Source organism: Acetobacter oryzoeni (assembly GCF_004014775.2).
In the GTDB taxonomy this organism is placed as follows: domain Bacteria; phylum Pseudomonadota; class Alphaproteobacteria; order Acetobacterales; family Acetobacteraceae; genus Acetobacter; species Acetobacter oryzoeni.
In genome coordinates this window covers 948770-968120 of the sequence record NZ_CP042808.1, presented here as the reverse complement: position 1 = coordinate 968120, position 19351 = coordinate 948770, and the positions used below count along the sequence as shown (strand labels likewise).

At 55.1% G+C, this 19351-nt stretch carries 15 protein-coding genes; 10 read left to right on the top strand and 5 right to left on the bottom strand.

All coding sequences use genetic code 11. The features are described 5' to 3' along the window. Positions 1–122: 122 nt before the first annotated feature. The gene (locus tag EOV40_RS04615) at positions 123–1727 is read left to right on the top strand and encodes a tetratricopeptide repeat protein (protein ID WP_128105159.1); all 1605 of its coding nucleotides are present in this window, start codon (positions 123–125) and stop codon (positions 1725–1727) included. Positions 1728–1812: 85 nt separating this feature from the next. Here the strand turns inward: EOV40_RS04615 and EOV40_RS04610 are convergent, their stop codons facing one another. Beyond that, positions 1813–3201: a penicillin-binding protein activator gene (locus EOV40_RS04610; protein WP_128106191.1), complete on the bottom strand. Its 1389-nt coding sequence runs from the start codon at positions 3199–3201 to the stop codon at positions 1813–1815. Here EOV40_RS04610 and rsmI point away from each other — a divergent pair. Then, positions 3189–4157: a 16S rRNA (cytidine(1402)-2'-O)-methyltransferase gene (rsmI, locus tag EOV40_RS04605; RefSeq protein ID WP_128105158.1), complete on the top strand. Its 969-nt coding sequence runs from the start codon at positions 3189–3191 to the stop codon at positions 4155–4157. The two genes, EOV40_RS04610 and rsmI, sit on opposite strands and share 13 nt — an antisense overlap. Before the next feature lie 3 nt (positions 4158–4160). Here the strand turns inward: rsmI and EOV40_RS04600 are convergent, their stop codons facing one another. Together EOV40_RS04600 and EOV40_RS04595 are read right to left on the bottom strand one after the other, a co-directional pair. Next, positions 4161–5375 carry a BaiN/RdsA family NAD(P)/FAD-dependent oxidoreductase gene (locus EOV40_RS04600; RefSeq protein WP_128105157.1) on the bottom strand — a complete coding sequence of 405 codons (1215 nt, stop codon included), beginning with the start codon at positions 5373–5375 and terminating at the stop codon, positions 4161–4163. A 4-nt stretch (positions 5376–5379) separates the two neighbouring features. Further along, positions 5380–6099 (bottom strand): glutathione S-transferase family protein, encoded by a 720-nt coding sequence (locus tag EOV40_RS04595; RefSeq protein WP_003622857.1) that lies wholly within the window; start codon positions 6097–6099, stop codon positions 5380–5382. A 133-nt stretch (positions 6100–6232) separates the two neighbouring features. Here EOV40_RS04595 and minC point away from each other — a divergent pair, with 133 nt between their 5' ends. The 3 genes from minC to minE all read left to right on the top strand — a co-directional run bounded on the left by minC (position 6233) and on the right by minE (position 8213). Then, positions 6233–6931 carry a septum site-determining protein MinC gene (gene minC / locus EOV40_RS04590; protein WP_012812794.1) on the top strand — a complete coding sequence of 233 codons (699 nt, stop codon included), beginning with the start codon at positions 6233–6235 and terminating at the stop codon, positions 6929–6931. Between the two features lie 140 nt (positions 6932–7071). After that, positions 7072–7887: a septum site-determining protein MinD gene (minD, locus tag EOV40_RS04585; RefSeq protein WP_003622855.1), complete on the top strand. Its 816-nt coding sequence runs from the start codon at positions 7072–7074 to the stop codon at positions 7885–7887. After that, positions 7884–8213 (top strand): cell division topological specificity factor MinE, encoded by a 330-nt coding sequence (gene minE / locus EOV40_RS04580; RefSeq protein WP_050819607.1) that lies wholly within the window; start codon positions 7884–7886, stop codon positions 8211–8213. The genes minD and minE overlap by 4 nt, the downstream gene beginning before the upstream one ends. A gap of 96 nt (positions 8214–8309) precedes the next feature. On the opposite strand, the gene EOV40_RS04575 is transcribed toward minE, so the two are convergent. Continuing rightward, positions 8310–9029, bottom strand: coding sequence for a GntR family transcriptional regulator (locus EOV40_RS04575; RefSeq protein ID WP_050819606.1), 720 nt, complete (start codon positions 9027–9029; stop codon positions 8310–8312). Continuing rightward, the gene (locus tag EOV40_RS04570) at positions 9029–10879 is read right to left on the bottom strand and encodes an ABC transporter ATP-binding protein (RefSeq protein WP_128105156.1); all 1851 of its coding nucleotides are present in this window, start codon (positions 10877–10879) and stop codon (positions 9029–9031) included. The genes EOV40_RS04575 and EOV40_RS04570 overlap by 1 nt, the downstream gene beginning before the upstream one ends. Before the next feature lie 587 nt (positions 10880–11466). Between EOV40_RS04570 and EOV40_RS04565 the strand changes: the two genes are divergently transcribed. The 5 genes from EOV40_RS04565 (at position 11467) to EOV40_RS04545 (ending at position 19351) form a co-directional block, all read left to right on the top strand. Next, on the top strand, positions 11467–13125 hold the full coding sequence (locus EOV40_RS04565; protein WP_128105155.1) for a porin: 1659 nt from the start codon (positions 11467–11469) through the stop codon (positions 13123–13125). A 111-nt stretch (positions 13126–13236) separates the two neighbouring features. Further along, entirely contained in the window at positions 13237–14442 is a 1206-nt protein-coding gene (lptF, locus tag EOV40_RS04560) for an LPS export ABC transporter permease LptF (RefSeq protein ID WP_080986777.1), read from the top strand. Positions 14443–14458: 16 nt separating this feature from the next. Further along, a complete protein-coding gene (lptG, locus tag EOV40_RS04555; protein ID WP_050819603.1) occupies positions 14459–15571 on the top strand; it encodes an LPS export ABC transporter permease LptG in 1113 nt (370 codons plus the stop codon). A 6-nt stretch (positions 15572–15577) separates the two neighbouring features. Further along, positions 15578–17905, top strand: coding sequence for an LPS-assembly protein LptD (locus tag EOV40_RS04550; protein ID WP_080986858.1), 2328 nt, complete (start codon positions 15578–15580; stop codon positions 17903–17905). A gap of 81 nt (positions 17906–17986) precedes the next feature. Continuing rightward, positions 17987–19351, top strand: coding sequence for a peptidylprolyl isomerase (locus EOV40_RS04545; RefSeq protein ID WP_003622844.1), 1365 nt, complete (start codon positions 17987–17989; stop codon positions 19349–19351).

Sequence of the window (19351 nt, the reverse complement as noted above, 5' to 3'; positions counted from 1 at the left end):
TACTTTATTTATTCAGGTTCATCGCCCGGCATGATACACTATCGTGTCGGGTTTTTTCTTGCCTACACATTATCTCGCTCGTGTTATTCATTCTTCTGTTTTGAACGATACCTAATGCCATCATGAACACTCCTGCTGCTTCTGCCTCTCCCCTGCCCGATCAACTGACATTCCGGCGCGCGCGTGCAGAAATTGCTGCGGGCCATTTCAATGAAATGCTTGCCGTTCTGGAGCCATTGAGCGCAAGCGACAATGATCTGGCTAAAACCTTGTATGCGTATTGCCTTGCAGGCACAGATCAGCCGCAAAAAGCTGCAGAAATTCTGTGCGATATTGCCTCCCGTCATGCTGGCACAGAACACCCGCTACAGGCACTGAGTGATCTGATAGCAGAACTGGACAAACGCCCTCTGGCGGAAGCCACATGCCGCGCCGCCCTTGAATGCACGCCACAGGATGCCCGTATCTATGATATTCTGGGCAACCTACTGGTGCAGTGCGGGCAACTTGATGAAGCCATCAGCCTGTTACGCCATGCCATTGAGCTGCGGCCTAACAGCATGCATTCCCACAACCTACTGGCCATGGCACTGCTTGAAAAAGGCTGTTTTGATGAAGCCTTGGCTCATCTGCAAGATGTTCTCAAAACGCAGCCAGATCATGCCGGCACACTTTCCAACATCGGATGTATGCTGGCAGGCAAAGGGCGGTTGGATGAAGCGCTGGATTACTACCGCCGCGCCATTTCCCTCCGCCCTACAGAACCACAAATCCGGCTGAACCACTCCATTACGCTGCTTAAAGCCGGGCGTTATGCGCAGGGTTGGGCAGAACATGAATGGCGCTTACGCCTGCCCGGCCATACCAGCCTGCCGCCAAGCACTCTTATGCCTTCGCTTGGACCAAATACAGATATTCGGGGCAAGCGCATTCTGATTACGCAGGAAGAAGGGCTTGGCGATACCTTAATGTATCTGCGTTACATCAAGCCACTTTCAGATCGGGGGGCTATTCCGCATTTGTGGGTGCCTGAAACACTGGGAGAACTCTGTAAGCGGGTTGTTGGCGCACACATTGTGCAGGTTGGCGGCACCACGCCACCCTTTGATTGGCACTGCCCGTTTATCAGCCTGCCCCGCGTTTTTGCGGCTACATCGGATGCCATGGGGGCCCCTGTGCCCTATTTGCGCGCAGATACCCTAAAAGTGCGCGAACTGGCACAATTCCTGCCTGAAAATGATAATCTGAATGTCGGGTTGGTATGGGGCGGTGCACCACGGCCCAATACCATTTCCGCCCATATTGTTGATCGCAGACGCTCTTTAAACCTGCATACCCTCTCGCCTCTAGGGGATATAGAAGGCATCAATCTCATCAGCTTGCAAAAAGGCCCCTATGCCGAGCAGATGAATGATCCACCACCCAACATGGTGTTGTATGATCCCACACACCACTTCCATAATATGGATGACACCGCGGCCTTCATCATGTCTCTTGATGTTGTGGTTACGGTAGATACATCTGTGGTGCATCTGGCTGGTGGGTTGGGCAAACCGGTTTTGCTGATGGATCGGTACGATAACTGCTGGCGCTGGCTCAGTGGGCGCACAGATAGTCCGTGGTACCCGACCTTGCAGATTATCCGTCAAACCACCCCGCGAAAGTGGGATGATGTGATAGAACGCGTTGCCGAGGTTTTAACCATTCTGGCACAGCACAAAAAATAATTTCTTTTATGCACTGTAAATAAAAAGGGCTGCCTGAAAATACATCAGGCAGCCCTTTTGCGCATTTATTACAAATACAGCCAGATCAGCCAGATATTGCACTGGCCTTTGCTGGAGCGCTCTGCATTTTGGCGGGGCTACCACCCCCAATCACTTCAAACACACCCAAGGCGCGGCGCACGCGCCCATCGGGCAGCAGCGTGAACGGGCCATTTACGCCAGAAAACCCATCTGGCCGTGTAAGTGCACTTGCCGGATAGCCAGCAACACCACTCTGCGCCACGGTTTTGGCCACATTGGCAGCATCGTAAGACAAATCTGCCAAGGGCTTGGGCATATGGTGGTTAACTGCCATAAAGCGCGTTACAAAAGCTTGGCGGGATGAAGGATCTGGCGCAGCATACCATGCACCTTTAATGGCCCCCAACTTGGTGGCAAACGCGGCCCACAGGCCCGGCCCCATAATCCGTACGGATGGCAGGCTGATCTGGGTTTCATTCAGCGCCACAATCACGTTTTTCAGGTTCAGGCCAGTATCACCCAGCAGCAGCGCATCAAACGGTGGCGCCTCCAGCTTGGGCGTTTCTGCCTTGGGGGCATCTGTTGGCGCAGCGGAATTGCCATCCGTGCCCAATGCAGCCGCCAGATTAGAAGGCAGTTTGTCTGCCGTTTTAGCAGCATTTGCATCTGCCGAGGCGGCTTCTGGCGTGTAAGGAGCAGGCTCACTGCTGCTGCCTTTAGCAGCCTGCAGGCGCGTATCGTAATTGGAAATATCACGCAGGCTCTGCGAAATGCTGGCCGCCGTACCGGAGTGATACACAATGGTGGGCGCTGGCAGCCCCTGATCATGGCAAGCAGACTGCAACCCATTACCCAGTGCATGGCCCAGCGGGTTGTTAGGCAGAAGAGCTGCAAACTTGCGCCGCCCATCCTGCCGCGCCTGTTCTACCAGCCGCTGCACCTGATCTTCCGGCGTGATACCCATGATCCACACACCAGAACGGGCCTGAGAAATATCACTGGTAAAAGCCAGCACCGGAATACCGGCAGATTGCGCAGCCGGTGCGGCCACTGCGGTATCACCACTGGTGAGCGGGCCAAGCAGCAGGCCATCTCCAGCACTTACTGCGGCGGTTGCCGCACCAGATGCGCCACCGGCTGCGGCTGTGTCATGCACATCCAACTGCAGCCCTGTGGAAGCTGTCGAGGCCGTGGTGCCAACTGCAAGCTGTGCGCCTGCCAGCAATTCATGCCCCAACCCGGCGTTTGGACCGCTCAGAGGCAACAAAACCCCAATTTTATGGCTGGCAACAGGCTTGGAAACCCCACCGCCAGCAGAGGGAGATTGGTCTGCACAGCCAGCCAAAGCCATGCCTGTTATGCCCAACGCAGCCAGACCGGCCTTGCGCCATGTCTGTTTTCCCGCCAGACCTTGGCTGGCAAGTCCAGACAGGAGCGAACATGCACGCGTCATCATCAAGATCGTCCTCCACAAACAACCGGCCTGATGAACACCGCGACCGGACTTTCCCCCTGCATAGCGAAGGAAAGCCGCCAAGTCATGCGCCTTCTTCCCCCGGCCTTACGCTGGTTGCCACACCCATTGGCAATCTGGGGGACTTCAGCCCACGTGGTGCTCAAGCTCTTGCAAGTGCGGATCTGATTCTGTGCGAAGATACGCGCACCACAGCCCGGCTGCTGACAGAACGCAGTATTTCTGCCCGCACAGAAGCCCTGCATGAACATAATGAACGTCAGCGTATTCCCGGCCTGATTGCCCGCTTGCAGGATGGGGCCAATATTGCGCTGGTTTCTGATGCAGGTATGCCTCTGTTGTCCGACCCCGGCTTTCGCCTTGTGCGGGCCGCCATAGAAGCCAACGTGCCGGTTACGGTCGTGCCCGGCCCTAACGCAGCACTTACAGCGCTTGTGCTTTCTGGCCTGCCGCCGCATCCGTTCATGTTTATTGGCTTTCCGCCCCCGCGCTCATCAGCCCGCAAGGAAAGTTTTGCCAAGCTGCATGCGGCCGAACGTGCTGGCCTGAGCGCCACCCTGATCTGGCACGAAGCCCCGCACAGGCTGGCTGAAACTCTAGCCGATATGGCGGAAATTTTTGGCCCCACACGTCCCTGTGCCGTAGCGCGGGAATTGACCAAGAAGTTTGAAGAAGTACGGCGTGATACCGTAGGTGAACTGGCCGCTTTTTACGCCACCACTCCACCGCGCGGAGAAATAACCGTATTGCTTGGCCCAGCCGAGCCAGAACAGACATCTGAAGATGATCTGGACACCACCCTACGCAGCCTGCTGGAAACACATTCTGTTAAAGATGCCGCAGCATTGGCGGCAACGGCAGCGGGCTTACCAAAGCGCACTGTTTACACACGCGCTCTGGAACTGGCTGCCGAAATTAAGGCTGCAAAAAGCTAAAACCTATCCGGCGCGAAACTGCGCTGCGGCTTCCCCCGCAGCGTGGCCGCTGGCCCATGCCCAGTGGAAGTTATAGCCACCCAGCCAGCCCGTAACATCTACAGCCTCACCCACCATAAACAGGCCGGGCACAGATTCTACCTGCATGGAGCGGGAAGACAGCGCACGTGTATCTACCCCACCACGCGTCACCTCTGCTTTGGCAAAGCCTTCTGTGCCTGTGGGGAAAAGCTGCATATTCTGCGCACGCTGTGCCAAGGCCTGAATATCTTTATCTGCCCATTCCGCCATAGGCCGGTCAGATGCCTTTTGCGCTGCCAAGGTCGCCGCCAAACGCTGGGGCAACCATCGGGCCAAAGCTGCAGGAGCCTTGGCTTTGGAGCCAGCTTTTTTCAGCCCCATCAGCAATGCAGCCAAATCCTGCCCCGGCAGCATATCCATCTTTACGGCCTGCCCTGCCTGCCAATAGGAGGAAATCTGCAACAAGGCTGGGCCAGAAAGCCCCCGATGCGTAAACAGCAAGGCCTCATCAAACGCTGTTTTGCCACAGCTTACACGCACGGGCAGAGAAACACCTGCCAGTGTTTTCAACCAGCCATCCTCAGGCTGATCAAACACCAGTGGCACAAGCGCGGGTTCTGGTTTGATAACGGGCACATCAAATTGCCGGGCCACATCATACGCAAAGCTGCTGGCTCCCAATTTGGGAATGGAAAGCCCACCCGAGGCCAAAATAACGGCCTTTGGCTGAAACTCACCTGCAGAACTCTCGACCCGAAAAGCATCACCAGAGCGGCTGACATGGCGAATACGTGTGTCTGTAAGAATACGCACACCCGCTGCAGCACATTCTGCCAGCAGCATGGACACAATATCCCGCGCTGAATGATCGCAAAAAAGCTGGCCCAGCTTTTTTTCGTGCCACGCAATGGAATGTTTGGCCAAAAGCGCCAGAAAATCTTCTGGCTTATAGCGGCTGAGCGCTGATTTTACGAAATGCCGGTTGGCAGACAAAAACCGATCTGCCCGCATTTCCGTATTGGTGAAATTACAACGCCCACCGCCGGAAATAAGGATTTTGCGCCCTACCTCCGGCCCATGTTCCACCACAACAACGCTGCACCCGCGCTGGCCTGCCGTTATGGCGGCCATAAGCCCTGCGGCACCGCCGCCAATAACCAGCACATCTGGCGCGTGCCACGCCGTTTGGTGTTTCAAAAGATCAGAAATCCAGGTTAGTGTAATATTCAGGCGGCGTTATGCCAGAAACCCGATCGGCCAGAAGCGGACGGAAACAGGGGCGAGACTTCATGCGTGCGTACCAATCGCGCACGGCAGGCACCTTGCTCCAGTCGATATCGCCAATAAAATCCAGGCAGGACAGATGCCCGGCGGCCGTAAAATCTGCCAGAGACAGAAAATTACCTGCAAGCCAGTTCCGGTTTTCTGCCAGATCGTTCACGTATTTCATCAGCGGGCGCATGGCGGCATAGGCCTCACGCAGTGCGGTGCCATCGGGGTTACCACGGCCGCTCAGGCGCTTCATCACCCGTTCATCAATAAACCGGCCAGAAACTTCGCGCGCAAACAGCGTATCAAACCACGCCATCACACGACGCACTTCCACACGTTCTGCCAGCGTACGCCCCAGCAGCGGCGTATCGGAATATGCTTCTTCCAGATATTCGCAGATCACATACGAATCCGGCACAATCAGCCCGTTATCTTCCACCAGAACCGGCACATCACCTGCTGGGTTCATGGCCAGAAATTCGGGCCGGTGCTCCCATGCCCGTTCAATAATGGCCTCAAACGGCAGGCGCTTTTCCGCCAGTACAAGCCGAACAGTACGGCTGGCAGGAGAGAGGGGAAAATGAAAGAGGGTACGCATACCCGATGATTTATGCCATTGCCTGCCCCAGCGCCAGAGGGAAAACAGCATGAAAGCACATCAAATTCCCACCATCCCCTTGCCTTCATGCATCCAATGCGTAACAGACACTTCCCAACTGCACTGTAACGCCATTATCCTGTGCATCTGTTATTCCTGATCTTTATTTCGAGAGCGGCTGTTCTTGTCCGGCACACATCCCCCACTCCCCCGTATCCGTATGTCCGGGCGCTCTTTTCTGGCGCTCACCCTCACGCCAGAAGCCCCGCTGGAAGATTGGCTGGTGGCGCTGGATCATCAGATCACGCGGTCTGTTGGCTTTTTTGCTGGCAAGCCTGTCATTCTTGATCTGAGCATGATGCAGGCCGATACCCCCAACCTTGCCTTTTTGCTGCCAGCGCTCAAAGAACGCGGCATACGCGTGCTGGGCATAGAAAACGGTGATCGCTCATGGCCAGCCGTAGCTGATTGGGAATGGCCAGAAAGCCCGGTCGGTGGCCGTTCCTCCGGCCCCATTACCGCGCCGGAAGAAGAACCCGAAGGCCCGCCAGAACCCACAACCCTACTGATAGAAGACCCGGTGCGCTCTGGCCAGCACATTGTCTGGCCAGATGGTGATGTGGTTATTCTGGGCGCTGTGGCCTCTGGGGCGGAAGTTTCTGCCGGCGGGTCTATCCATGTTTATGGTGCCCTGCGCGGGCGGGCCATTGCAGGCATTGGCGGGCACGGCAATGCCCGCATTTATACCCGCAATCTGGCTGCCGAGCTTGTCGCCATAGATGGATTCTATGCCACGGCGGAGGAAATGGACCCCGCCTGCACAGAAAAACCCGCACAGGTTTTACTTTCGGGGGAAGCCCTTTTGTTCCGTCCGCTGCCCTAAAAAACGTAAAGAAAAAGAAAACTAACGCCAAACAGACATTGGCAGTTTTCTTTTTAGATGCAGCTTGTCATGTTATCGCCATACAAGGTCATCATGGCTTCAATCCAGATGATCCCGCAGAGATATAAAAAGGAATACTGATGGCAAAGGTTCTGGTCGTCACGTCAGGCAAAGGTGGTGTGGGTAAAACTACAACCTCCGCAGCCTTGGGAGCCGCACTGGCCAAAACCGGCCAGAAAGTTGTGCTGGTAGATTTTGACGTCGGGCTGCGTAATCTTGATCTGGTTATGGGGGCAGAACGCCGCGTGGTGTTTGACCTGATTAACGTTATTCAGGGTGACGCCAATCTGGCACAGGCGCTTATCAAGGATAAGCGGATTGATACCCTCTCCCTTCTCCCGGCCTCCCAGACGCGGGATAAAGATGCCCTGACAACAGAGGGCGTTGCCAAGGTTATTGAAGAACTCCGCAAAAAGTTTGACTGGGTGATCTGTGATAGCCCCGCAGGTATTGAACGCGGCGCGCAAATGGCCATGCACCATGCAGATATGGCTGTTATTGTCACCAACCCGGAAGTTTCCTCTGTGCGAGACAGTGATCGCATGATCGGCATGCTGGACAGCACAACGGAAAAAGCCAAAAGCGGCAAAAAAATTGAAAAACACCTGCTGCTGACACGTTATGACCCCCAGCGCGCCGCACGCGGTGACATGCTGGCTACGGATGACGTGCTTGAAATTCTTTCCATTCCACTGCTTGGCATTATTCCAGAAAGCCCGGATGTTCTGAAAGCATCCAACGTGGGTGCCCCTGTTACCATTGCTGAACCGGAAAGCGCCCCAGCCCGCGCCTATGCAGAAGCAGCGCGCCGCCTGTTGGGTGAAAAAGTGGAAGTTACCATTCCAACTGAACGCAAAGGCCTGTTTGACTGGCTGTTCAAACGGAGAGTCTCATGACCTTCCTCTCCAACCTCTTTAAGCGCCGCTCCTCTGCTCCCGTTGCGCGGGATCGGTTGCAGATTTTGCTGGCGCATGAACGCATCAGTGTGGGTGACGGCAAGGATGACTTGCTGGCTCAGCTGCACCGCGAGATCATGGAAGTTATCAAGCGGCACGTTGCTGTTGATCAGGACAAGGTTCAGATCAAGCTGGACCGTGGTGCGCATTGCTCCATGCTGGAAATTGATGTGGAAGTGCCGGGTCTGTCTGACAAGGCAGACAACAAGGCCAAAAATGCTGCATCAGGCAAACCTTCGGCTGGCGGCAAAACCAAACCGGCCTGATTGTCTAGCTTTCGTGTAGGGGTGTTTGCCCACACATAAATATACAAGCCTGCCTCATCTTCATGGTGTGGCAGGCTTGTATATTTTACTTCATATTCAAACTGTTACCGGCTGTTCTTCGGGCAGCAAAGGCTCCAGCCATTCTCTGGCTTGCAGAAAATCACGCTGCAATGCGTCTGTTGCAGCATCCACATCGCGCTTTTCAAACGCAGCCAGAATTTGCAGATGCGGATGGTTAGGGTCTGCCGGGCTAAGTGTGGGCAAGCTGTTAGCTGCCGCATAAATTGGCCCCATACGCGCCCATAACCCGCGGATAATCCCTACCGTAAACAACAGGCGTGAAAAGCCTGCTGCAGTACTATGGAAAATGGCATTGGCCACAGCCGTGGCGTGTGGATCTGCTTTTTCATAGGCCACAATAAAATCCCGATGCTTTTCACGCAGCACCGCAATTTGTTCGGGGGTAATATGCGCAGCCAGATCTCGGGTTATACGGCCTTCCAGATCACCCCGCACGCCATGAATTTCCAAAAACAGAGTACGCGTGGTGGTGGGTACACGGGCCGTATTGCGTTCATCCAGTTCCAGCGCCTGCTCTGAAACCAAGCGTAACAATGCCTCACGCACCGGGGTCGGGCTTAACTCCAATGAAGCTGCAAGCGGGCGTAAAACCAGGCGCTCACCACCTTGATAATGACAGTAAATCAGCCTGTCGCGTATCTGCTGGTAAGCGTAGGCTGCAAGAGCACCTCGTGCTTCACCACGCCCTTCGGGTCGCAGGTTTTTCCACGCCTGTGGTGTTTGTGTCGTTATCATTATGCGTGTGTCATCTGCCTGTTAAGAAACTGCCTGTAAGGGCCATCCTGCTGTTCAAGCTGTGCAGGAGAACCATCCTCAATAATCCTGCCTTCCTGCATCACAACGATTCTGTCAAAGTTTTGTAAGGTGGAAAGTCTGTGCGCTACAGCAATAACCGTGCGCCCAACCATCAGCCTGTCCAGCGCTTGCTGCACATGTTGCTCGCTTTCTGTATCCAGCGCGCTGGTGGCTTCATCCAAAATAAGAATGGGGGCATTGCGTAAAAAGGCACGCGCAATGGCAATACGCTGGCGCTGTCCGCCAGACAGCTTCACGCCCCTGTCCCCTACAATGGTATCAAACCCTTCAGACAGTTCCTCAATAAATGCAGCACATCCGGCAGCCGCGGCAGCAGCACGCACTTCTGCATCCGTAGCATCAGGCCTGCCGTAGCGGATGTTTTCCATTACAGAGCGATGCAGCAGAGAAACATCCTGCGGCACAATGGAAAGGCAGGCCCGCAGCGCATCTTCTGTAAGATCACGAATATCCTGCCCGTCTATCAACACACTGCCAGACTGCACAAAACGCATACGCTGCAACAGGGCCAGCACTGTGCTTTTGCCAGAACCAGAACGCCCTACCAGCCCCACGCGGGTGCCTGCCTGAATATGCAGGTTAAAATGGTCCAGCACCGCAGCGCCACCCGGATACGCAAACACCACGTCCCGAAACTGCACATCACCCAGCACAGGGCCCTTCATCGGCACGGCGTTTTCGGCATCTGGCATATCATGCGGCACCAGCAGCGAGGAAAGCACTTCTGAAAGCCGGGCATTATGCTGGATGGTTTCTACCATAGACAAAGCCAGATCTCGCGTGCCGTGCAGAATGGCAAAGCCCAGCGTGATAATCATAACCACCTGCCCCACGGTGGCCTGCTGCCATTGCCACAGCAACACAGCCCAGATAAGCAAACCCGTGGTAAGCACAGCCGTTAACAACGCATGGATCATGCGCAGCTTTTCCATATAGCGCAGAGACTTCAGGCGTTCGCCCATTTCCCGTTGCGTCAGAGCATTAAACCGTTCGCGCTCACGGTTGCGCATACCAAAGGCCCGCACCAGCGCGATGTTGCCCATCACATCCAGTGTTTCACCTTCCAGCCCGGCGGCTGCGGCTGCGTAATCTCCGTGCAGTTTGCGGCCCCTTACGGCCAGACGGAACATGAGAAAACACAGGCCAACAGCCAAAACCACAGTTACGCTGCCCATAATGGTGCTGACAGACAACATCAGCGCAACAGAAAGCAGAACGTTCAGGCTGGGGGGCAGCACGCTCCATGCCAACAGATTCTCTATGGTGAAGCTGACATTGCCAGCGGTCGCAATACGCGCGGCAAGAGATGTGGGCATGCGGTCTGCAAAATAAGCCGGAGAATGACCTGTGAGAAAACGGAACAGATCCTGCCGGATATCCCCTGTAACCGCGACAAAAGTGCGGGCCGCAAACCACCCCGCAATACGCCAGGAGATATTGTCTGCCACAATCAGGCCGATCAGCACCCCAACGGCAGACCACACAGCCATAACATCTCCCGTGGGGGATGTGCCTGTCATAAGGTCCACCAAGCGGCGGATACTGTTGGATGATAGCACAATGCAGCCAATGGCCAGCCCTACGGAGCCAAATACCAACGCATGCCCCACAGGCCGGTGCCGCATATAACGCAGCAGAAAGGCTACAGGCCGCCCGGCATAGTGTGGCAATTCTTCATCCGGCACAGTTATGACGGGTTGAGCAGAAACAACCTGCTGCTGAGCGCCTTGAGGCAAAGCCTGACTGTGTTTTTCTTTTTCCGCCGACACTGTGTTTGCTTTCGTTACTGATTTGGCAGAACAACACGCCCCGCCCGGCCAAGTTTGAATTCAGGACACCAAAATGTGCAGTGCAGCGCGAACACGGCGGCATAATGGCAAACCGTGTTGCAAGGTACTGCAATTACGGAAGAATTCCTGCGCCCTTTTGCGCCGCCACTTACAAACAGGGCCTGAAGGGCATGTAAATTATTGTTATAACAATAAAAATTCCGTGATGATGGGAACTTTTGTACGCGCACTTTTCTTCACTTTTTGTGCTGTGTGTATAGCATTTTATAGCCAAAACTGCTTACGTCATTTTTAATTCATACTGTTTTCCGCTCTGTTTCCAACGCAGAGAATCAACTTATAATTCCTTGATATTAAAAATTATTATTTATTCTATTCCGTTATGGAACCAATACGTTTTGCCGCTCGCACAGCAACGCACGGCCGGAAATTTTCTACCAATGCATTCGGTTTTGCTGCATCGTTACCCCCACAGCTCACACATCTGCTGCCTTTTTACGCCGTATTGACGGCAGGAAGTCTGATCCACAGTAAGAGAGAGCAGGTTTTTAGGGGAGCACAGTTTTATGGCATCGGGAAAAAAGGCGCTGGTTGCCACGGTTATGGCCGCATCGGTTGCTGGTTCGCCTGCCATGCTGCCAAAAGCTGCTCTGGCTGATGATTATAGCGATCTGCTGGACGTGCTGCGCGCCAAAGGCAGCCTGACCAAGCATGAATACGACACGCTGCTTGCCAAACATGTGCGCCACTCTGCCCCAGCACAAACCGAGCGTGCATCTTCAGGCGGCAGAGGTGGTTCTGGCTCTGGCCGCATGGCAGCGGCTTCGGGCACACGGCACCGCATGGTGGCTCATGCCGGACACGGTGCGGGCAGTGATGAATACGAACCCGGCATCAAGTTTGACCCCGGCGCAGAAGATTCCGGCATGCGGGCCGAAAGTGCTGCAGAACGCGCAGAAGCCAGCGCACGCTCTGCTGAAGAAGCTGCCAAATCTCTTAAAGGCAACGATGTGGTGCGCGTGGCAAAATACGTGCCCGGCAAAGGCCTTACCTTTATGGCAGGCCCCATCAACATCAACCTTTCCGGCTTTGTAAACGGGTTTTACACTTATAACAGCCCCGCTGGCGGGCAAGCTGTGGCTGGTGGTGTTTCTACCGGTTCCAGCGGGTTTGATTCTTCTGCCGTACGTAACGGCCTGCTGCCTGCCGGCTTTGTGCTCAAGCTTAGCACCGTGCAGCGCGGCATGGATATTTCTGCCGTTCTGGGCATGTATCCGGGCATTGATAACGCCAAGAACGGGGCCTTTAACGCCAACACGGGTGGTAGCCCCGTTGGGCTTGGCACTGCTGGTATCGATCTTCGTCAGGTTTACGTCACGTTTGGCAACAAGAATATCGGCACATTCAAGGTCGGGCGTGATCTGGCACTGTTTGGCTCCGATGCCATCCTGAACGATGCCACGCTGCTGAGCGTGGGGGCTTCTGGCAACAATGCTGCGCCGGGCAACACATCTCTGGGCCGTATTGGCGTGGGTTATGTGTATGCAGACTGGATCCCGCAAATTTCCTATGCCTCACCTACAATCCACGGTTTTCAGGGCACCGTTGGTATCTTCCAGCCGCTGGATGAGTTCAATTTTGCCGGGGGCAATCTGTCTGCCTCTTCCGAGCATCATTCCTCCCCCATGGTGCAGGGCAAAGTTACGTATGATTTCAAGGTTGGCGAGGTGCAAACGCGTATCTGGGCCAGCTTCCTGATCCAGCATCAGCAGGGCCTGCAAAGCACGTTGCTGAATACGGACAGCCGCAAGGGCGCCATGGCAGAAGCTGGCGATATCGGCACCAAGGTCACCTACGGGCCGCTTGAAGGTGTGGCCTACTACTACCGCGGCAGCGGGCTGGGCACGACCGGGCTGTTCTTTGATGGCGTTGGGCAAAATGGCCGTAAACGCGCATCCGAAGGGTATTACGTGCAGGGTGCCTACCACGTGACCAAAAGGCTTAAGCTGGTGGGCAGTTACGGCGTGAGTAATCTGTATCAGGCTCCGGGCGAAAACAGCCCCACCCTTGTGCGGCGCAACCAGTCTGAAGTTGGCGCTGTCTTTTACAAGCTGACAGACTGGCTGAATCTGGTGGGCGAATACACGCATACATCTTCTGCCGCCCACGGCCCTTACAAGGAAAGCGACAACACAGCTGCTGGTGGTGTGATTCTTCTATTCTAGAAATTCCGCGGAAACCGAAAAAAGAAAACGCAGATTTTTGAGAGTTTGCGCCAATAAAACTGTCAGTTTTTAAGAAAAACCGCGCCAGAGCAACATGCCTCCACCTGCTTTATGCATGATAAGGCTGTTGCCTCCCGCACAGGTGAAGTAGATAACAGACGTATGACCGTCCGTTCACTTCAGTCTTGGCTGAAATCGCGTTTCCTCACGCTGGACAGGTATGTGTTCCACCAGCTTATGGTGGCACTGCTGGCAACCACCGGGGGGTTGGCCGCGCTCATCTGGCTTATGCAGTCTTTGCGCTTTGTCTCTCTGGTCGTGGACAGAGGGCTTTCGCTGCGTGTGTTCATTGAACTCACCAGCCTGCTCATTCCCTCCTTTGTGGCAGTGGTGCTGCCGATTACCACTTTTGTGGTGAGCCTGTTTGTATATCAACGGCTGGCGGGAGACCGTGAACTTACGGTTATGCAGGCGGCTGGGCTTTCACAGTTCGCTCTGGCAAGGGCGGGGCTTGGCTGCGCGCTTATGGCCACCATTATGGGCTTTTTGCTCAACTTGTGGATTGTGCCCACATCCTACCATGCCTTCCGGCAATACGAATTTGATATCCGCAACAAGATGGCCGCCTTCATGCTGCAAGAGGGAGTGTTTACCAAGGTTTCGGATGCCATGACGGTTTATATCCGCTCCCGCAGCCACGATGGCACGCTACACGGCATTATGGTGGAAGATGATCGGCAACCGGGTAATCAGGCCACAATTCTGGCCAATCATGGGTCCATGATGATCGTGAATGATACCCCGCGCGTGATCCTGTACGATGGCTCCAGACAGGTGATCGACCATAAAACAGGCCGCCTGAACATGCTGGTTTTCAAGCAGGATTCCATGGATTTGTCTTCCGCACATCAGGAAGACGCCCGGTTTAGGGATGCTGCTGAAATGTCTTTGGGGGAACTGCTGCACCCAGACCCCCAACAGGTTTCTGAGCGCGATACAGGCAAGTTCAAGGTAGAAGGCTGGCGCCGCCTGACATCCCCCCTTACCTGCTTTTCCTTTGCCATGGTGGGGCTGGTTGCCGTGCTGCGCGGGGCTTTTTCCCGCTACGGCAATATCAAGCGGCCCCTTGCTGCGGTGCTGACAGTTGTGGGGCTATTGGCTATCAACCTGTTGCTGCAAAATCTGGCCAGCCGAAACATGGCCCTTATCCCGCTTATTCCGCTTGTGGCATTACTGCCGGGGCTGATATGCGCAGGCATACTGTTCATTCCGGAAATGCTGGCAGATCGCGCCTCTGCCCGTCTGACACAAAACTGAAGGGGCTTCCGGCCTGATGATTGTTGCCGTTACCCTCTCCCGCTATATCGCGCGGCAGTTTGTGTTTTCTGTTGTGGCAATGATTGCCTCCCTTACCGGCATTGTCTGCCTTTTTGACTTTATTGACCTGCTGCGCCGCGTGGCCACCAAGCCTGATGTTTCCACCAATGTGGTGACAGAAATTGCAGCGCTTCACGTTCCCTATTTTGCCACGGAAATTCTGCCTTTTGGCATGCTGCTGGGCGGGATTGTGTGCTTCTGGCGGCTAACCCGTTCTTCCGAACTGATTGTAGCGCGTGCGGCTGGTATTTCTGCATGGCAGTTTTTGACCGCCCCGGTTGCCTGCGCCATGCTGATTGGCGCTGTTTTTACCACTCTGGTTTCTCCGGTCTCTTCATCCATGTACCGCCGGGCGGAAGAGCTGGATCAGCAATATCTGCGTACCGGCGGTGGGCCACTTAGCCTCTCCAGCGGCTCCTTATGGTTGCGGCAATCAGATAGCCAGTATGATCCACACGGCGTGGCCATGCTGCATGCGCGTGGCGTGCAGCTTAAGGATGGCTTGCTCCGTATCCGTAATGTGAGCGTGTTCCGTCTTGATCATCAGGACAAGCTGATGATGCGAATCGAAGCCCCTGAAGGCTATCTGGGAACATTGAAATGGATTTTAAGTGATGCCTCGGTCGTGCGGCCGAATGATTTGCTGCACCCCGTTGGCCAGATTGATTTGCCCACAGATTTAACGGTCAACCGTGTGCAGGAAAGTTTTTCTTCCCCCGAAACGCTTTCCGTCTGGGCGCTGCCGGGCTTTATTTCCCTGCTTGATCGCTCTGGTTTTTCGTCTATTCGGCATCGTATTCATTTTCAATCACTGCTGGCATTGCCTATGCTGGCGGGCACAATGGCACTGGTTGCGGCGGGTTTTTCCATGCGTCCATCACGGCGCGGAGGCGTTGCCCGCATGATCGGGTCTGGCGTTGCGGCTGGTTTTCTGCTTTTCACCGTATCCAAGGTTGCAGAGCAGTTCGGTAATTCGGGGGCACTTCCCCCTATGCTGGCTGCATGGGCCCCTACGCTGGCTGGGTTGTGTCTGGCTGTTTCGTTGCTGCTTCATTTGGAGGATGGCTGATTGACCGTGGCCCGCCGGCCTTTCCGCAGCCCTTTGCTGCGCCGTCGTTCCACCCTCAGTGCGGCCACCGCATTGGGGAGCATGGCCGCGTGCCTTTTTTTCAGCCCGCCCAAACATGCGCATGCGCAGTTCCGCCCGCAGGTGATGCACCTGAATACCGGCCGCCCGACATCTCCCGATGAACCGGCAACCTTTCAGGCCGATAAGGTTGACTACAACGATGTTGAGCACACCGTTACCTGGACTGGCAACGTCCAGGTCTGGCAGGGCGACCATGTGCTGCGAGCAGACCGCATTGTGTATGACCGCGATACCGGCGTTATAGCTGCACGCGGCAATGTGGCCACCATCCAGCCAGATGGTTCCGTGCTGTACACCCATTATGCCGAACTTTCGGGCGGCATGAAGGATGGCATCATGATGCACGTGAATGCCACCATGCAGGACAACGCCAAACTGGCAGCCAACGGCCTGCGGCGCACGGCAGGCAAGATTAACGTGATGAGCCGCGCCGTTTATACGGCCTGCGAAATTTGCGAAAAAGACAAAACCCGCGCGCCCTTCTGGCAGTTCCGCGCCTATGACGCCACGCAGGATCTGGAACATCAGAAGATCGACTTCCGTGATGCCTATCTGGATATTCTGGGCATTCCAGTTATCTACCTGCCCTATTTCTCCATGACAGACCCCTCCGCCAAGCGGCACAGCGGGTTCCTCATGCCCGGCATCACACCGCATGACCGTTACTTGGGCACGTATTTCACCATCCCGTATTACTGGGTGATTGATGATCAGTCTGATCTGACTGTGCAGGGCCTGTTCTCTACCAAAACAGGGCCACAGATCAGCGCGCAGTACAGAAACTTCTTCAACTTCGGCAAGATCAACATTCAGGGCGGTCTGGCTTACGATACGCACCGCAGTAACAGCTATACCAACGGCTTTGGTGATGATGTGGGCCGTGGCGGCAACCATGGTGTGCAGGGCTATCTGTTTGCCCGCGGCCAGTTCTCTATAGACAAGCACTGGCGTGCTGGTGCCAACATCAATCTGGCCACCTCTGCTGACTATATGCGCGATTATCGTGTGCAGGGTTACGGGTCTGACACCCTGAACTCCAACGCCTATATTGAAGGCTTTGGCACGGGTTCTTACTCTCGTATTGATGGGCAGTACTATCAGGGCCTGAACAAAGGTGTCATTCACAACACCGATCTGCCGTGGGCACTCCCACGTTATACCTATAGCTTTGTTGGCCAGCCCGATGCATTGGGCGGACGTACCAGCGTAAACACCACCGATTTTTACGTGTATCGTGAAAACGGGACTGCCGATCAGCGCGGTGAATTGCAGCTAAATTGGGATAGGCTGTGGCGCTCCCGCCAAGGGCAGCAATTTCTGCTGACATTGCGGCTTGATTCCATGGTCTACCGCGCCCGCAAGCTGTACCAGCAGCCCAACTACTATAAAACTGCACGCACGATTGTAAGCGGACAGGTACTGCCAACCATTGCATTGAAAACAAACTGGCCGTTTGTCCGCAGCTTTGAACATGGCCGTGGCACGCAGTTGATCGAACCTATTGTGCAGGCCATTTACGCCCCCAATACCGGCATGGGCGCAACGGACATGATTCCGAACGAAGACAGTATGTCCTATGAATTTACGGATTCAACGCTGTTCTCGCTCAACCGCTATCAGGGCACAGACAGGCTGGATGGCGGCCTGCGCGGTAACATTGGGGTGCATGCCAACTGGACATGGGATGGCCATGAAGTGGACCTTCTGGCCGGTGAAAGCTTCCAGGAACATATCGAACATGATCGCCTGCCCTATTCTGGCCTAGACCATCATATTTCGGATATTGTGGCGCGCGCCCGTGTTTCACCCAACGAATATTTTGATTTCAACGCCCGTATGCGGCTTGACCCCTACACCGGCAAATTCAACTTTGGTGATGCTCTGTTCAGCGCCGGGGTGCCGCATTTCCGTATCCGTGGCGGGTATGTGTATGAGCCGGTAACACCCTATTACTATTTCGCCACCAACTATCGCTCCTACAACCCGAACCAGCTGTACACTGTACGCACAAACGAAATCAGTGGCGGCTTCTCTTCCGACTGGGATAACTGGCATCTTTCCGGCTTTGCGCGCCGTAGCCTCTCCCGTCGTGAATTTGTCTCTCTGGGTGGAGATATCGGATATACGAATGACTGCTTCGGGCTCGATTTCATGTATCTCAAGCAGTACACCACCATTGGTGGGCAGCAGCGTAACTCCACCTTCCTGTTCACCCTTAGCCTGAAAACGCTTGGGTCTTTCGGCCTTAAGTAAGAACTGCTTCAAAAATGCCTCGCGCTCCGGTATCAGGGAACAGAGTTCCCGATCTGGCAGAAAGCTGAAAGACTGTTCCGTATGCGCCTGCGTTCCCTTGCACTGGCCTGTTGTTCCCTTGCCGCGCTTACTGTTCCCGCCATTGCTGGCGCACCGTACGCGCAGGCAGCAACACGGCACACCTCCAGCGCGGCAACGCAGCAAACAGCAACACCGGCCCAGCCAGAACCAGATGATATGATTCTGGCGGTTATCAACAGTATTCCGCTGACCAAGCGCGATGTTGATAACCGCGGCAAACTGTTTGCCCTTTCTACCGGCCTGCCCCTTACGCCTGATCTGATGGCACGGCTGCGGCCCCAGATTATCCGCCAGCTTATTGATGAACGCCTGCGCACGCAGGAAATTCTCAGCCGCCATATCAACGTGCCGCCCGAACAGATTGCGGGCGCCATTACCAATATTGAGCGGCGCAACGGCATGCCCGAAGGCACATTGCGTGAGCATCTGGCGCAAGATGGCGTATCCCTCACCACGTTGATCGACCAGATCCGGGTGCAGATTGGCTGGATTCAGGTGCTCCGGCAGGAGTTGGGCGCGCGCTCACGCGTATCTGCGCAGGATATTGCCCAGCGTCAGGCCGCGCTCAAGCGTGAGGAAGGCCGTACGGAATACGAGCTGGCCGAAATTTTTGTAAAAGTGGAAGATCCCCGGCACGATCAGGAAGAGCTGGATTTCACCAACACCGTTATTCAGGAACTGCGTAAGGGTGCGCCCTTCCCCATTGTTGCTGCTCAGTTTTCTCAAAGTCAGACAGCGCTGGATGGTGGGTCCATGGGCTGGGTGCAGGAAGATGAGCTTGACCCCGCAGTGGTTCAGGTGGTGCGGCAGATGCCCGTGGGCGTTGGGGCTATTTCCAACCCCATCAAGGTGCCGGGCGGGTATGTTATCATCACCCTTAATGGCAAGCGTGTTATCGGGCACGAAATGGGCCACCTGATCACCATTCGGCAGGTGTTCCTTTCCTTTGATACACCGCTAGACCCGCAGCACATTACGCCGCAGCAGGAATCTACGCTGCAAAAGGCCATGCAGGTTATCCAGAACACCCATAGCTGCACGGAAATGGAAGCCCTTAACAAGGCCGAAGGCGAAAAGCGCCCCACAGATCCGGGTGAAATGCCGCTGGAACGCCTGAACCCACAAATGCAGTCTCTGCTGGCTGATCTGCCCGAAGGCAAGGTATCGCGCCCTCTGGTCTCGCGCGATGGGATCGATCTGTTGATGGTCTGCACCAAAAAGGAAAAGAACTTTTCCAACCGCTCACCCAGCGAAATTGCTGACCAGTTGATGAATGAACGTGTGGAACAGGCCGCCCGCCAGTTGGATAGTGACCTGCACCGCCGCGCCATTATTGACAAGCACATCAAGCTGAAGGGGGTATAA